Annotated in this window: 11 protein-coding genes; 5 read left to right on the top strand and 6 right to left on the bottom strand. The window is 71.9% G+C overall.

Annotation, left to right across the window (positions count from 1 at the left end):
• Positions 1-5: 5 nt before the first annotated feature.
• The 5 genes from ACWC5O_RS17990 to ACWC5O_RS17970 all read right to left on the bottom strand — a co-directional run bounded on the left by ACWC5O_RS17990 (position 6) and on the right by ACWC5O_RS17970 (position 5,435).
• Positions 6-875, bottom strand: a complete 870-nt coding sequence (locus ACWC5O_RS17990) for a carbohydrate ABC transporter permease (RefSeq protein WP_450587684.1) — start codon at positions 873-875, stop codon at positions 6-8.
• Entirely contained in the window at positions 872-1,837 is a 966-nt protein-coding gene (locus ACWC5O_RS17985) for a carbohydrate ABC transporter permease (protein ID WP_450587682.1), read from the bottom strand. Before ACWC5O_RS17985 ends, ACWC5O_RS17990 begins: the two co-directional genes overlap by 4 nt.
• Complete coding sequence (locus ACWC5O_RS17980) at positions 1,831-3,183, bottom strand: ABC transporter substrate-binding protein (RefSeq protein ID WP_450587680.1); 1,353 nt, start codon at positions 3,181-3,183, stop codon at positions 1,831-1,833. The genes ACWC5O_RS17985 and ACWC5O_RS17980 overlap by 7 nt, the downstream gene beginning before the upstream one ends.
• Positions 3,180-4,163, bottom strand: a complete 984-nt coding sequence (locus tag ACWC5O_RS17975) for a GNAT family N-acetyltransferase (RefSeq protein ID WP_450587678.1) — start codon at positions 4,161-4,163, stop codon at positions 3,180-3,182. The genes ACWC5O_RS17980 and ACWC5O_RS17975 overlap by 4 nt, the downstream gene beginning before the upstream one ends.
• 75 nt (positions 4,164-4,238) lie before the next feature.
• The gene (locus tag ACWC5O_RS17970) at positions 4,239-5,435 is read right to left on the bottom strand and encodes an exo-beta-N-acetylmuramidase NamZ family protein (RefSeq protein WP_450587677.1); all 1,197 of its coding nucleotides are present in this window, start codon (positions 5,433-5,435) and stop codon (positions 4,239-4,241) included.
• Between the two features lie 447 nt (positions 5,436-5,882).
• Here ACWC5O_RS17970 and ACWC5O_RS17965 point away from each other — a divergent pair, with 447 nt between their 5' ends.
• The 3 genes from ACWC5O_RS17965 to ACWC5O_RS17955 all read left to right on the top strand — a co-directional run bounded on the left by ACWC5O_RS17965 (position 5,883) and on the right by ACWC5O_RS17955 (position 10,695).
• A complete protein-coding gene (locus tag ACWC5O_RS17965) occupies positions 5,883-6,731 on the top strand; it encodes an oxygenase MpaB family protein (protein WP_450587675.1) in 849 nt (282 codons plus the stop codon).
• A gap of 120 nt (positions 6,732-6,851) precedes the next feature.
• Positions 6,852-9,071, top strand: a complete 2,220-nt coding sequence (locus tag ACWC5O_RS17960; protein WP_450587674.1) for a tetratricopeptide repeat protein — start codon at positions 6,852-6,854, stop codon at positions 9,069-9,071.
• Between the two features lie 64 nt (positions 9,072-9,135).
• Positions 9,136-10,695 (top strand): phytoene desaturase family protein, encoded by a 1,560-nt coding sequence (locus ACWC5O_RS17955; protein WP_450587672.1) that lies wholly within the window; start codon positions 9,136-9,138, stop codon positions 10,693-10,695.
• Positions 10,696-10,714: 19 nt separating this feature from the next.
• Here ACWC5O_RS17955 and ACWC5O_RS17950 read toward each other — a convergent pair whose 3' ends face one another.
• On the bottom strand, positions 10,715-12,481 hold the full coding sequence (locus ACWC5O_RS17950; protein ID WP_450587670.1) for a serine hydrolase: 1,767 nt from the start codon (positions 12,479-12,481) through the stop codon (positions 10,715-10,717).
• A 154-nt stretch (positions 12,482-12,635) separates the two neighbouring features.
• Between ACWC5O_RS17950 and ACWC5O_RS17945 the strand changes: the two genes are divergently transcribed.
• Together ACWC5O_RS17945 and ACWC5O_RS17940 are read left to right on the top strand one after the other, a co-directional pair.
• On the top strand, positions 12,636-13,763 hold the full coding sequence (locus tag ACWC5O_RS17945; RefSeq protein ID WP_450587668.1) for a nitronate monooxygenase: 1,128 nt from the start codon (positions 12,636-12,638) through the stop codon (positions 13,761-13,763).
• The gene (locus ACWC5O_RS17940; protein ID WP_450587666.1) at positions 13,760-15,310 is read left to right on the top strand and encodes an acyl-CoA synthetase; all 1,551 of its coding nucleotides are present in this window, start codon (positions 13,760-13,762) and stop codon (positions 15,308-15,310) included. Before ACWC5O_RS17945 ends, ACWC5O_RS17940 begins: the two co-directional genes overlap by 4 nt.
• The last annotated feature ends 29 nt before the right edge of the window (positions 15,311-15,339 follow it).

The raw sequence follows: 15,339 nt of genomic DNA, 5'->3' as shown, positions 1-15,339 counted from the left end.
GCCCTCTACTTGAGCCCGCTGAGCATGACGCCGCGGATGTAGTACTTCTGCAGCAGCAGGAAGAGGATCAGGACCGGCAGGATGCTCAGGACGAGTCCGGCCATGACGATGGGCATCGTGCGGGTGGGGTCGACGTAGTCCTGCAGGAGCTGGATGCCGACGGGCAGGGTCATCACGTCCGGGTTGGCGGTCGAGACGAGCAGCGCCCAGATGTACTCGTTCCAGGCGTCGACGAAGGTCAGCAGTCCGAGTGTCACCAGGACCGGCTTGGTCTGCGGCACCACGATCCGCCGCCACACGGCGAACTCGCCGGCCCCGTCGATGCGCGCGGCCTCCAGGACCTCGTCCGGGATCGAGACCATGAACTGGCGCATCAGGAAGATCCCGAAGCCGTTGACGAGGAACGGCATGGCGAGCGCCACGATGCTGACGGTCAGGCCCGCGCCGCCGCGCCCGAACAGGTCGTTGCCGCCCGCTAGCGGCCAGTGCACCAGGATCAGGAAGTGCGGGATGAAGAAGAGGAACGGCGGGAACATCATCGTCGACAGCACGAGGCGGAAGACGAAGTCCCGGCCGGGGAAGCGGAGTTTGGCGAGCGCGTAGCCCGCGAGCGACGATGTGAGCAGCACCGATCCGGTGATCACGGCGGTGGCGACGACGCTGTTGCGGAAGAGCACCGCCAGATCGAGCTGGTCGATCGCCGCCCGGTAGTTGGACAGGTCGAACGCCTCGGGCAGGAACCGGTACGGCAGCGTGCCGGACTCACCGGGCCCCTTGAAGGACGTCATCACCATGTCGAGAAACGGCACCACCGTGAGCACGGCGCCGGTCACGACCAGCAGATACGAGAACCACGGGAAGCGGCGGCGGTTCATGCGTCCTCCCCCTTGCGCCGGAAGATCCACAACTGCGCCAGCGTGACCACGAGGACCACCACGAACAGAACGAAGGCGGCGGCGCTCGCGGTGCCCCAGTCGCCGTACGAGAAGGCCTGCCGGTACATCTCCAGCGCGGCCACGTTGGTCGCGTCTCCCGGCCCGCCCTTGGTCATCACGATGATCAGCGCGAACGACTGCAGTCCGGTGAGGAACTGGGTGATGCAGACGAACAGCAGGGACGGCCGCAGCAACGGCAGGGTGATCCTCCAGAAAACGGTGACGGGCCCGGCGCCGTCGAGCGCGGCGGCCTCGTAGTACGACTCGGGAACGGACTTCAGCCCGGCGGTCAGGATGAGGATCGCCGAGCCGACCGAGGCCCAGGCCTGTACGACCACGACCGAGGGCAGCGCGGTGCCCGGGTCCTGGAGGAACGCCACCGAGTCGAGCCCGAGGGCGTTGAGGACGCCGTTGACGAGGCCGCCCGGCTCGTACATGTACTTCCACACGTTGCCGACGGCGACGACGGTCGTGACGATCGGCAGGAAGTACAGCGTGCGCCACAGCCCCTGGAACCGCAGGTTGTCGATGCAGGTGGCGACGACCACGGACCCGGCGAGCGCGAGGGCCACGGTGCCCAGGGCGAACAGCAGCGTGTTGGTGAGGACCGGCGCCAGGAACGTCGATCCGTCCGCGAAGAGGCCGGTGAAGTTGTCCAGTCCGACCGGATCGATGTCGCCGAGGTCGAACCCGGCCCAGCGGGACGTCGACAGCAGCAGCGCGAAGCCCAGCGGCAGGATCAGGAAGACCGCGAAGAACAGCAGAGTCGGCGTCAGGAAGAGATAGGCGACGACGGCCTGGCGGCGCCGGCGCCGGGTCGGTCCGCGACCGTCGACGGCGGGCCCGGCGGAGCGTGGGCCGGGCACTCGCTCGGTCGTCTCCGGCGCCAGGGCGTTCACCATGAGCGCGACACCTCCTGATCGACCTGACGGCGGGTGGTCCGCAGCGCCTCGTCCACCGACTGCTGACCGGTCCACAACGCCTCGATGTTCTTGCGCAGCAGCGACTTGGCCTGCTGCGCGCCCGGCACGTTCGGCTCCGGCACCGCGTACGCCAGCGCGTCCAGGAACGGGCGCAGGTTCGGATCGCCGCCCTGGCCGAGGAGCGTCCGCATGTCGTCGGCGCGGCCGGTCAGGGAACCGACGGATACCTGCAAGGCGCTCATCCGGGTGGCCGTCGCGCCCTTCCCGGCGCTCTTCACGCCCACCTTGTCGGTGTTGAGCCAGCGCAGGAACTCCCAGGCCTCATTGGGATGTTCACTGGCCGTGTTGACCCCCAGCATGAAGCCGGTGGAGAGCGTGGCGCGCCGGTCGTCCGCCTCGGGGACGGGCACGGGCGCGACGCCGACGTCGCGGTAGTCCTTGCCCATCAGGCCCTTCAGGTCCGCGGTCCACCAGCCGGCGCTGACCACCATGGCCACCTGGCCGGAAGCGAACGCCTTGTAGACGTTGACGCCGGGCGCGCTCGCACCTCTGGCGACGAGGCGGTGCTCCAGATCGAACACGGCCCGGCCGGCCTGCGAGTCGATGGCGGTGCTCCTGCCGTCCGCGGAGACGAACCTTCCGCCGGCGGCGTTGAGCAGGGCGAGCGTCTGGCCGACGGTGGTGGAGTCGTCGTAGGTGGACAGCCCGAACCCCTGGACCAGCGTGTTGCCGTACCGGTCCTGTTCGGCGGTGCGGTAGGCCGTCTCCTCCAGCTCCCGCCAGGTGCGCGGGGGGCCGGCGACACCGGCCTCGCGCAGCAGCCGCTCGTTGTAGTAGAGGGCGTACGTCTGCACCTCGGTGGGGTAGCCGTACACCTTGCCGCCCACCGACGCGGCGCCGACCGCGGCGCCGCCGTAGCCGCGCCTGATCTCCTCGGCGTGCTCGGCGGGAGCGGGCCGCAGGACGCCGGCCCGGACGAGCTGGCCGTTCCACAGGCAGTACGGGTGGAGGATGTCGGCGCCCTGGCCCGCGGCCTGCCGGACCATGAACGTGGTCAGCAGGTCCGTGAACTCGACGGCCTTCGTCCGCACCTTGACCCGGTCGTGCGTGGCGTTCCACTCGTCGACCGGCCCCTGCAGGGCCTCCTTGAGCTCCCCGCTCGCGTAGTGGGAGAGCAGGGTGAGCACGATCGGATCCCCGGGCCGCCCGGTGCCCTGGTACGGCGCGGCGCATCCGGCGGCGAGCAGCGCCGAGGGGAGCGCGAGCGCGAAGTGACGACGGCTCAGGCCGCCTGGGGCCCCGGTGCGGCGTGACGGCGTTGTCATCGGGCGGCCTCCCTGCGCAGCACGCGGAACACCCGGGTCGTGGTGAAACCGGCCTTTCGGTACAGGTGGCCCGCCGGGGACCGCTCGCCGGTCCACAGGAACCACGCGCAGTGCGCACCGCGCGCCCGCATCCGCTCCAGGACCAGGTGGAGCAGGACCTTGCCAAGTCCTGTTCCGCGCATCTCCTCCAGCACACCGAACGGGCCGAACCGCTCGTCCACCGACTCGTACGCGCCGTGCATCGCCCAGCCCACCAGGCGGCCCGCAGGGTCTCGGGCGACGACGATCCGGTCGAGCGGCGTGCCCGCGGCCAGACACTCCCGGATCGCGCGCGCCCAGTCCGCGTTGAAGTGATTCCCGGCGAGCGCGACCAGGTCCACCAGGTCGTCGTCGGACGGGGTGACGAACCGGTGGCCCCGCGCCGTCAGTTCGCCCGCGCGGCACGCGACATCTTCCGGGAGGCGATAGCCGACCAGGCCGCGGTCCATCGCCGCCGCCTCGTACAGAGTGCGAAAGCCGAGGGACTCGAGGAGCTTGGCCGCTTCCGGGTACGCCTCCCCGTCCAGGCCCGGGAGGATGTAGTTCGGCGTGTACGAGGAGAAGTCCACCCGGTTACGGCCGTGGCCGTCCAGCCAGTCGAGGGCGTCGCTCAGCAGCCGGCGGCCGAGGCCGCGCCCGCGGGCTGCCGGGTCGACGAAGAAGAACGGGATCCAGCCCTGCTCCGGCTCCAGGTCGGTGCCGGCCATCGGCGTCAGACGGCGCACCGCGTAGGCGGCGCCCATGACACGGTCGCCGTCGACGGCGACCCGAAGCCCCTCCGGATCGAAGTTGGCGTCGAGCAGCACCAGGGAGCGGAAGCGGTCGGGGGTGATCGGGTCGGCCGGCGCGCTCCGGCGCCACGCCTCCACCAACTCCGGGCCGTCGCCCGCGCGAAAGCCACGAATCCCGGCCCGGGATCTCGTCGTTGTGCGATCGGTCATCGACGGGGTTGTCCTTCCGGGACGGTGTGGTCCTTCCGGGCAGAGCAGTGGGTGGCGGCGGTTGGGCGGGCGGGCTCACGTGTAGAGCAGCACGTCGTCGCCGGCCCACCGGCCGGGCGGTGCCGGCGGATCGCACAGCGGCAGCGGGTCGTCGCCCGCGTCGACGGCGTGCCGCAACCGGTCGGACCCCCACAGCAGGTCGATGAAGTGACGGTGGCCGGTCTGCTCCGCGCCGCTGTCCGCGGTGTGCCAGGCGAAGTCGTCCGGGTACAGCCGTCGCAGCGTGGCGAGCATCGCGACGGCGGTGCGCACGGGAGCGAACAGCTCGCGGTCGGTGATGTGGAGCTGGACCCCGCGCAGCGGCCGTCCGGCGTGTTTGTGGAAGGTCGGTACGTACCGCAGATCACGGAAGAGCACTCCGGGCAGGGCGAGTTCGGCGAGCGAGGGCGCGAACCGAGCGTCGATGTACGGGGCGCCGACGATCTCGAAGGGCTGCGTGGTGCCACGGCCCTCCGATAGGTTCGTGCCCTCGAACAGGCAGGTGCCGGGGTAGACGGTGGCGGTGGCGGGCGTCGGCATGTTCGGCGAGGGCGCGACCCACGGCAGGCCGGTGGCCTCCGCGGCCATGGCGCGCTGCCAGCCGACAGCCTCGATCACCGTCAAGTCGGCCGCGCTGGCCGCTGCTTGGGGCACGGCCGACGCGTTGAGATGCCGGGCGAGTTCGCCACAGGTGAGGCCGTGCCGGACGGGCACCGGGGCGCGTCCGACGAAGCCGGCCCACGCGGGGTCGAGCAGCGGGCCCTCGCTGACGAGCCCACCGAGGGGATTCGGCCGGTCGGCGACCACGAACCGTACGCCCGTACGCGCCGCCGAGACCATCAGGTCGAACATGGTCCACACGTAGGTGTAGAACCTGGCCCCGATGTCCTGCAGGTCGTACACCAGAGCGTCGACGCCGCTGTCGATCAGCAGTTTGTCGAGGAGCTCGCCGCTGCACCGGTAGGTGTCGTGGACCGGCAGGCCGGTGGCGGGGTCCGCCTCAGCGGCCTCGCTCTCGCCGGCCTGGCCGGTCCCGTGCAGCCCGTGCTCGGGACCGAACAGGGCGACCAGCCGCGCGCCGGCCTCGAGCAGCGCGGGCGCGGTCGGGCGCAGGTCAGGGAGGACGCCGGTGTGGTTGGTCACCAGACCGAGCCGGCCGGGCCCGGCGAGGCCGGGCGACGCGTGCAGCCGTGCGATCCCGGTCGTCACCGGGACGCGGTCGTCCGTGCCCATCCTTTGCCCCCGTCTGCCGGTGACGTCTCGAAGCGATGGTCGGAAATGTACGTGCATACCCGGGAATTTTGCTGGATTTACCAACAGTTCGCGCCGAAGGTGGTCGCCGTGCCCGGCGTCCGCGTCACGTCGAACAGCAGCGACAGCGGGGCGCCCATCACCTCGGCGAAGTCCGTGGCCCGCTTCGCCGTCCAGCGGTCGGCCGGCAGGTGCGCCAGGATCCCGTGCCCGCTGCACCCCCGGTGCAGGGGAGCGGCCGAGCCGAGCCGGGCTGCCGCCGCGGCTCGTGGTCGCTCTCCGTGCCCAGCACCAGCACCGTCTCGTCCCCGGCCCGCAGGTGGATGACCGCACCCGACCAGAGGCCCGGTTCGTCGAGAGTCTGTAACCGGCGGTATCGCTCCGCTCCGCGGCCGTGGCATCGTGGTCGCAGGGCGGAGGTGAGACCCCATGACCGATGCCGACCCGGGGCTGTTCGGCCCCTCCTCGGTGACCTGGCAGATGCACGGCGACCCGATGATGTGGGTCGCCGGCGTCCGCGCCCTGTACCTCCAGGCGCTGCACCCGCGCGCCGTGCGCGGCGTCATGCAGAACTCCGACTTCCGGCGTGACGCCTGGGGCCGGCTGATGCGCACCGCCAACTTCGTCGGCACGACGACCTACGGCACCAGCGAGGCGGCCGAGCGGGCCGGTGCCCGGGTGCGGAAGATCCACAGCATGCTCCAGGTGAGCGACCCGGACACGGGGGAGCGGTACGGCGTGGACGAGCCCGAGCTGCTGCTGTGGGTGCACTGCGCGGAGATCGATTCCTACGTGCACGTCCTGCGCCGCTCCGGTTACCCCCTCACCGACGCCCAGGCCGACCGGTACATCGCCGAACACCGCGTCAGCGCCCGCCTGGTGGGCCTCGACCCGGACGCCGTACCGGCCGGCCGGGCCGAGTTGGCCGCGTACTTCGAGAGGGTGCGGCCGGAACTTGCCGCGGGACCCGAGGCACGCGCGGTGGACGACTTCCTTCTCCGCCCGCCGACGCATCCTCTCCTGGTCCCGGCGCGCGAGGTGTTGTGGCGGCGCGTGGCGCAGCTGGCGTACGCCTCCCTGCCCCCGTACGCCCACGAGTTGTACGGCAGACCGGCTCCCCGGCCCGCCGTCGTCACCCGCCGGCTGCACGCCGCGGGCGCTCTTCTGCGGTGCGTTCCCGCACGTCTGCGCTGGCAGCTGCCGCCCAAACACATCCTGCGGGCCATGGCGAGGCTCGGTCCGGACACCCGACCGGCACCGTACAAACCGGGGCGATAGGCCGCCATACTGGACGAGCAGGGGGGTGTGTCACGGATCGGGCCGTGTTCCACGCGGTCGCGGCACGTGGCGATGTCCCCCAGGGGGCGGGGCGGACAGCGACGGGGGCGACGGCGCGCAATGGGGGAGAACAGGCTGATTCAGTACCGCTACCGACTGCTCGACCTGATCGGGCGGGGCGGGATGGGCGAGGTGTGGCGGGCCCGCGACGAGTCCCTGGGACGCCAGGTCGCGGTGAAGTGCCTCAAGCCGCTCGGCCCGCAGCACGACCCGTCCTTCACCCGCGTCCTGCGGGAGCGGTTCCGCCGGGAGGCCAGAGTGGCCGCCGCGCTCTCGCACTGCGGAGTGACCGTCATCCACGACTTCGGCGAGTACGACGGCGTCCTGTACCTCGTCATGGAGCTGCTGGAAGGACGCGACCTGAGCCGGCTCCTTGAGGACAACAAGGGGCATCCACTGCCCCTTGACGATGTGATCGACATTGCGCAACAGGTCGCCGCCGCCCTCGCCTACACCCATCAACAGGGCATCGTGCACCGGGACCTGAAGCCCGCCAACATCGTGCGCCTGACCGACGGCACCGTGAAGATCTGCGACTTCGGCATAGCGCGCCTCGGCCACGACATCGGCTTCACCGCCCGGCTCACCGGCACCGGCATCGCGATGGGCACACCGCACTACATGTCCCCGGAACAGATCGGCGGCACCGAGGTCGACCAGCGCAGCGACCTGTACTCGCTGGGCTGCGTCCTGTACGAGATCGCCACCGGGGCACCGCCGTTCGACCTGGACGACGCCTGGGCGGTCCTCATCGGCCACCGCGACACCCCGCCCCGCCCGCCCCGCGACCACCGCCCCGAACTGCCCGCGCCCTTCGAACGGATCGTCCTCGACCTGCTGGCCAAACAGCCCGAGGAACGGCCGTACGACGCCACCGAGTTGGGGCGTCGCCTGGCCGCGGGGCGTACGGCGGCCGGGTACGTGCCGACGGTCGTGACAGGACGGTCGCGCGCCGGCGAGACGGCCGCGCACGAGACACGCCTGCCGGCGTGGACCCGGGGCATGACCACCGGCCACAAGGCGGTCGGTGCCGGACTGCGCGCCGTCCCGCCGGACCCCGGCGCGGCCCTGCGCGGCGCCTGGACCGCCGGGGCCCGGGTCGCCGTCCTCTCCCGGCCGGCACCGGACGCCGTCGCCGCCCTCACCGCACGGCACCACGAAGGCCTGGGCCTGGCCCGGCGCGGCCGCTGGGCCGAGGCACGCGACGTGCACCTGACCGTCGCCGCCGAGCGGGCGGCACTCCTCGGCCCGGACCACCCCGACACCCTCGCCAGCCACTACGAGGCCGCCTTCACCCTCAGCCGCACCGGCCGGGCGGCCGACGCGCTGCGCACCTACACCGACGTCGCCGCGGCCCGGGCGCGCGTCCTCGGCCCCGAGCACCCCGACACGCTGGCCACCCGCCAGGAAACGGCCTACGTACTGGGCCAGTTGGGCCGTCACTTCGAGGCCCACCAGGGCTACACCTCGGTGCTGGCCGCCCGGATGCGCGTCATGGGCCCCGACCATCCCGACACCCTGCGCTGCCGCCACAACCTCGCCTTCAACCTCAGCCGGCTCGGGCGCCTGGAGGACTCGTACCGCATGGCCCTCGACGTGGCCGCCGCCCGCGCCCGGGTACTCGGCCCCGACCATCCCGACACCCTGGTCACCCGCTACGAAGTTGCCTACGCCCTTGGCCAGTTGAGCCGCTGGGACGAGGCGCTGCGCACCTACCGCGAGGTCGCCGCCGCCCGCGCCCGCACCCTCGGCGCCGACCACCCGGACACCTTCGCCGCCCGCTACGAGGCCGGCATCAGCCTCGGCCGGCTCGGCCGCAGCGCGGACGCCCTCCGCCTCTACCGCGACCTGATCGAGGACCGCACCCGCGTCCAGGGCGCCACCCACCCCGAGACCCTGCGCGCCCGCCACGGCCTCGGCGTCAACCTCGGCCGCCTCGAGCGCTGGGAAGAGGCCCTCGCCGAGGCCCGCGATGTCTGCGCGCTGCGTGAACGCGTCCTCGGCAGCGACCACCCGGACACCCTGGTCAGCCGGCGCGAGGTCGCAGTCGCCCTGGGCTGGCTGGGCCGCTGGGCGGACGCGCTCACCGAGTACCGGCGGGTCGCCACGGCCCGCGAAATCGTCCTCGGGCCCGACCACCCCGACACCCTCGCCAGCCGCAACGACGAGGCCCACTGTCTGGAACAGCTCGGCCGCGGTGCCGAGGCCGTCGAGCTGTACCGCAGGGTCGCCGTACTGAGCCGGCAGCGGGCGTCCGGCGGACACCGGCCCGCACCCTGACCCGTGCGCCGACACGTCCGGCATGCCTCTGGCCGCCGTAGATCATCACGTGTTACGAAGAACCATGCCTGCCAACGAGGGAACCCGGACGTACGACGCCGTCATCGTCGGCGGCGGCCACAACGGCCTTGTCGCCGCCGCCTACCTGGCCCAGGCCGGCCGCTCCGTGCTGCTGCTGGAACGGCTCGGCCACACCGGTGGCGCCGCCGTCTCCACCCGCCCGTTCACCGGGGTGGAGGCCCGCCTGTCGCGCTACTCCTACCTGGTCAGCCTGCTGCCGTCGAAGATCGTGCGCGATCTGGGTCTCGACTTCCGCGTCCGCGGGCGCACCATCTCCTCGTACACCCCCGTGGAGCGCGGAGGCCGGCCCACCGGACTCCTCGTCGGCGGCGGGGAGCAGCGCACCCGTGAGGCCTTCGCCCGGCTGACCGGCGGTGAGCGCGAGTACGACGCCTGGCAGCGCTTCTACGGCATGACCGGCGAGGTCGCCCGGCGTGTCTTCCCGACCCTCACCGAGCCCCTGCCCACCCGTGACGAACTGCGCCGCCGCATCGACGACGACACCGCCTGGCGGGCGCTGTTCGAGGAGCCGATCGGTGTCGCCGTCGAGGAGAACTTCACCGACGACCTGGTCCGGGGTGTGGTCCTCACCGACGCGCTGATCGGCACCTTCGCCGACGCGCACGACACCTCCCTGGCCCAGAACCGCTGCTTCCTCTACCACGTCATCGGCGGCGGCACCGGCGCCTGGGACGTGCCCGTCGGCGGCATGGGAGCCCTCACCGACGCCCTGGCCACCGCCGCGCGCGAGGCGGGCGCGGAACTCGTGACCGGACACGAGGCGGTCCGCATCGACACCGACGGCCGCACCGCCGAGGTCACCTACCGCACGGCCGACGGCGAGGGGGTCGCCGCCGCCCGGCACGTCCTGGTCAACGCCTCCCCGCAGGAACTGGCAGCCCTGACGGGGGACTCCGCACCCGAGCCGGCCGAGGGCGCCCAGCTCAAGATCAACATGCTGCTCACGCGGCTCCCCAAGCTCCGCGACCCCTCGGTGGACCCCCGCGAGGCCTTCGCCGGCACCTTCCACATCGCCGAGGGCTACGAGCAGCTGGCCACCGCCCACGCCCAGGCCGCCGCCGGTGAACTCCCGACCGCGCCGCCCTCGGAGATCTACTGCCACTCCCTGACCGACCCCACCATCCTCGGCCCCGACCTCGCCGAGCGGGGCTACCAGACACTGACCCTGTTCGGCCTGCACACCCCCGCCCGGCTCTTCGCCCGGGACAACGACGCCGTACGCGAGGAACTGCTGAAGTCCACCCTCGCCCAGCTCGACGCCCACCTCGCCGAACCCCTCACCGACTGCCTCGCCACGGACGTCGACGGCCGCCCCTGCATCGAGGCGAAGACCCCGCTGGACCTCGAACGCGACCTGCGCCTGCCCGGCGGCAACATCTTCCACCGTGCCCTGTCCTGGCCCTACGCCCAGGAGAGCACCGGCCGTTGGGGCGTCGAGACCCGGCACGCCAACATCCTGCTGTGCGGCGCGGGCGCGGTGCGCGGGGGAGGGGTGAGCGGGGTGCCGGGGCACAACGCGGCGATGGCGGTGCTGGAGGGGTAGTGCGCCCCGGCGGTGGGCGTCAGTCGGCCGAAGCCGTCCACCCCACAGCCTGGATCCGTGCCGCGTCGGCCGGCCGCGTCTCGTCGAAGACGACCTCGCCGTCGGCCTCGACGCGCGATGCGTCCACGTAGGCGCCGCGGCCGACGTACAGCCTGTCCGTGGTGTACCGCCAGCGCACGGTGAGCCGGCGGGCGGCCGGCAGGTCGGCGGTCAGCCGGTGCCAGACGCGGCCGGACCAGCCACTCGCCGAGCCCGTGGGGTGCTCCTGCGGCTGTGCGCCGTGGCTCGTGGTGGTGAACGGCACCGGCTGCCAGGTGGTGCCCCCGTCCGTGGTGGCCTCCAGGGCTAGGGCGTCCGAGGCGGGCTCGGTGTCCCACCACAGGGCGCAGCACAGCCGTGCGTCACCGGGCGAGGTGTCGACCGCGGGCAGGGTCAGCGTCGCCGAGGTGGCGTTGGCCGTTCCGGAGAACCAGGCCGTACGGTCTTGGGCCGGGCGGACGGGTACGGCGCGGGCCAGATGGGTGCCCGCGGCGACCCGGGGTGCGGACCCCGACCGCCAAGTGCGCACCGGATGAACGGAGTTGCCCAGCACCACGAGGAAGGAGTCGGTCGTCGGGTCGAGTACGAGCGAGGTACCGGTGAAGCCCGTGTGGCCCGCGGTGTGCGGGGTGGCCATCGCGCCCATGTACCAGTGCTGGTAGAGCTCGAGGCCGAGGCCGTGGTCGTGGCCGGGGAAGGCGGTGTTGAAGTTCGTGAACATCAGGTCCACCGACTCCGGCTCCAGGACGCGTGTACGGCCGTAGGCGCCGCGGTTGAGCAGCGTGCGGCCGAGGACCGCGAGGTCCCAGGCGCAGGAGAACACCCCCGCATGGCCCGCGACTCCGCCGAGGCTGTACGCGTTCTCGTCGTGCACCTCGCCCCACACCAGCCCGCGGTCCAGCCCCGACCAGGGCGGGCGGGCGACCTCGGTGGCGGCGATCGTCGGTTTCCAGGACGCGGGCGGGTTGTAGCGGGTGCGGTCCAGGCCGAGTGGGGTGGTGATCTCCTCGCGCAGGAGGACGTCGAGGGTGCGGCCGGTGGTCTTCTCCAGGACGAGCTGGAGGGAGATCAGGTTGAGATCCGAGTAGAGGTAGACCGTGCCGGGCGCATTGAGCGGCGCCTCGTTCCAGATGAGGCGGAGTTTCTCCTCGTGCGTCGGCGCGTTGTAGAGCGGGAGCCAGGCGCGGAAACCCGAGGTGTGGGTGAGGAGTTGGCGGATCGTGATGTCCTGCTTGCCGGCTCGGCCGAAGTCCGGGAGGTACGAGGCGACGGTCGCCTCCAGCTCCAGAGCCCCGCGCTCCAGCTGCTGCACGGCGAGCAGTGAGGTGAAGAGCTTGGAGACCGAGGCGAGGTCGAAGACGGTGTCCCCGGACATCGGGATCTGCTGGTCGGCCGGGAACTCGATTCCGGTGTCGGCCTTGTCGTCGTATCCCGCATAGCGCACCGCCATGCCGATCGGCTGGTGCAGTGCCACGGTGGTGCCGCGTCCGGCGAGCAGGACGGCGCCCGCGTACCAGGGGTGCTGGGGGGAGGGCCCGAGAAACGCCTCCGCATCGGTGACGAGTCCGCGCAGGTGCGTGGCCAGGAGTCCGGCCTGTTCCGGGGAGCCGTGCCGCAGGGTGCGACGGCCGGAGGTGGATGTGGCCTCGGCCGGGCCGGCCGGGAAGCCGGCGAGGGTGAGGGCACCGCCCAGGGTCAGGGCGCCCAGTTGACGGCGGGTGAGTCCGGTGGCCACCTCATCGGTCATCGTGAAACTGTCCTGTCGGGTGCGGGACATGTCAATGAGGCCTGCGCGCCCCCCGGGGTGAACATGAGTCCGGCGGAGCAAAATCTGCCGCGGTAACTGACGGAGCATCAGAAAAGCTCTTCCGTCGTCCGGGGGACTGCGGCATCCTGCGCCCATGCAGACGGAGCTGAGCAGGAAACTCGGAGTCGAGCACGCCGTCTTCGGCTTCACGCCGTTCCCCGCCGTCGCCGCGGCCATCAGCCGGGCCGGCGGCTTCGGCGTGCTCGGCGCGGTCCGCTACACCGCCCCCGACGACCTCAAACGGGACCTCGACTGGATCGAGGGGCACGTCGACGGCAGGCCGTACGGGCTGGACGTGGTGATGCCCGCGAAGAAGGTGGAAGCCCCGAAAGATCAAACACTGACCGAGGCGGACGTCGAGGCGATGATCCCCGAGGGGCACCGGCAGTTCGTGCGGGACACCCTCGCCCAGCACGGCGTGCCGGAGCTGGCCGAGGGTGAGGCGTCCAGATGGCGCATCACCGGGTGGATGGAACAGGTCGCCCGCACCCAGCTCGACGTCGCCTTCGACTACCCGATGCGGCTGCTCGCCAATGCCCTCGGCTCCCCGCCCCCCGACGTCGTCGCCCGCGCCCACGACCGGAACATCCTGGTCGCCGCGCTCGCGGGCAGTGCCCGGCACGCCCGAAAGCACCAGGAGGCGGGCATCGACATCGTCGTGGCCCAGGGTTACGAGGCCGGCGGCCACACCGGTGAGATCGCCTCCATGGTGCTCACCCCCGAGGTGGTCGAGGCGGTCGATCCGCTGCCCGTGCTCGCCGCGGGAGGCATCGGCAGCGGACAGCAGGTGGCGGCAGCCCTCAGCCTCGGCGCTCAGGGTGTGTGGCTGGGCTCCATATGGCTGACCACCACAGAAGCGGACCTCCACTCGCCCGCCCTGACCCGCAAGCTCCTGGCCGCCGGGTCCGGCGACACCGTCCGCTCCCGCGCCCTGACCGGGAAGCCCGCCCGTCAGCTGCGTACCGGGTGGACCGACGCCTGGGACGACCCGGGCGGGCCCGGCACGCTGCCCATGCCGTTGCAGGGCCTGCTGGTCGCCGAGGCGGTCTCCCGGATCCAGAAGTACGAGGTCGAGCCGCTGCTCGGCACGCCCGTCGGCCAGATCGTCGGCCGGATGACCAGCGAACGCAGCGTCCAGGCCGTCTTCGACGACCTCACCCGCGGCTTCGAGCAGGCCGTCGACCGCATCAACCGCATCGCCGGAAGGAGCGGCCAGTCGTGAGCACACCCCCCGCCGGCTTCTGGGCCCAGGCCGCCCAGGACCCCGACCGCATCGTGCTGATCGCCCCCGACGGCGAGCAGTGGACCGCCGGACGCCTGCACGCCGCCGCCAACCGGCTCGTCCACGGGCTGCGCGCGGCAGGCCTCGGGCGTGGCGACGCCTTCGCCGTCGTCCTGCCCAACGGCGTCGAGTTCTTCACCGCCTATCTGGCCGCCAGCCAGGCCGGGTTCTACCTCGTCCCGGTCAACCACCACCTGGTCGGCCCCGAGATCGCCTGGATCGTCGCCGACTCCGGCGCCAAGGTGCTCATCGCCCACGAGCGCTTCGCCGCTCCGGCTAGCCACGCCGCCGACGAGGCCGACCTGCCGGCCACCCACCGCTACGCGGTCGGCTCGGTCGAGGGCTTCCGGCCGTACCCCGAACTCCTCGACGGACAGCCCGAGTCGGCGCCCGCGGACCGCACGCTCGGCTGGGTCATGAACTACACCTCCGGTACGACCGGACGCCCCCGTGGCATCCGCCGCCCACTGCCCGGCAAGGCCCCAGAGGAGGCCTACCTCGGCGGCTTCCTCGGCATCTTCGGCATCAGGCCCTTCGACGACAACGTCCACCTCGTCTGCTCGCCGCTCTACCACACGGCCGTCCTCCAGTTCGCGGGCGCGTCCCTGCACATCGGACACCGCCTGGTGCTCATGGACAAGTGGACTCCTGAGGAGATGCTCCGCCTCATCGACGCCCACAAGTGCACCCACACCCATATGGTCCCCACCCAGTTCCACCGCCTCCTGGCCCTCCCGGACGAGGTGAAGGGCCGGTACGACGTCTCGTCCATGCGGCACGCGATCCACGGCGCGGCCCCCTGCCCCGACCATGTGAAGCGGGCCATGATCGACTGGTGGGGGCACTGTGTGGAGGAGTACTACGCGGCCAGCGAGGGCGGCGGAGCCTTCGCCACCGCCGAGGACTGGCTGAAGAAGCCCGGCACGGTCGGCAAGGCCTGGCCCATCAGCGAACTCGCGGTCTTCGACGACGACGGCAACCGGCTCCCGCCCGGCCAACTGGGCACCGTCTACATGAAGATGAGCACCGGTGGGTTCTCGTACCACAAGGACGAGGCGAAGACCCGCAAGAACCGCATCGGCGACTTCTTCACCGTCGGCGACCTCGGCTACCTGGACGAGGACGGCTACCTCTTCCTCCGCGACCGCAAGATCGACATGATCATCTCCGGCGGGGTCAACATCTACCCGGCCGAGATCGAGTCCGTGCTCCTCGCCCACCCCGCCGTCGCCGACGCCGCCGCCTTCGGCATCCCGCACGACGACTGGGGCGAGGAGGTCAAGGCCGTCGTGGAACCCGCTCCCGGGTACGAGCCGGGCCCGGCCCTCGCCGGCGCCCTCCTCGACCACTGCGCGGAGCGGCTCGCCGGCTACAAGCGGCCCAAGAGCGTCGACTTCATCACCGAGATGCCCCGCGACCCCAACGGCAAGCTGTACAAGCGGCGCCTGCGGGACCCGTACTGGGAAGGCCGCACACGGCTGGTGTGAGGTTCTTGACCCGCGCCTCCGGTGGGCCG

The organism is Streptomyces sp. NPDC001450, from assembly GCF_053597295.1.
This window is presented reverse-complemented; position numbering and strand designations above follow the sequence as displayed.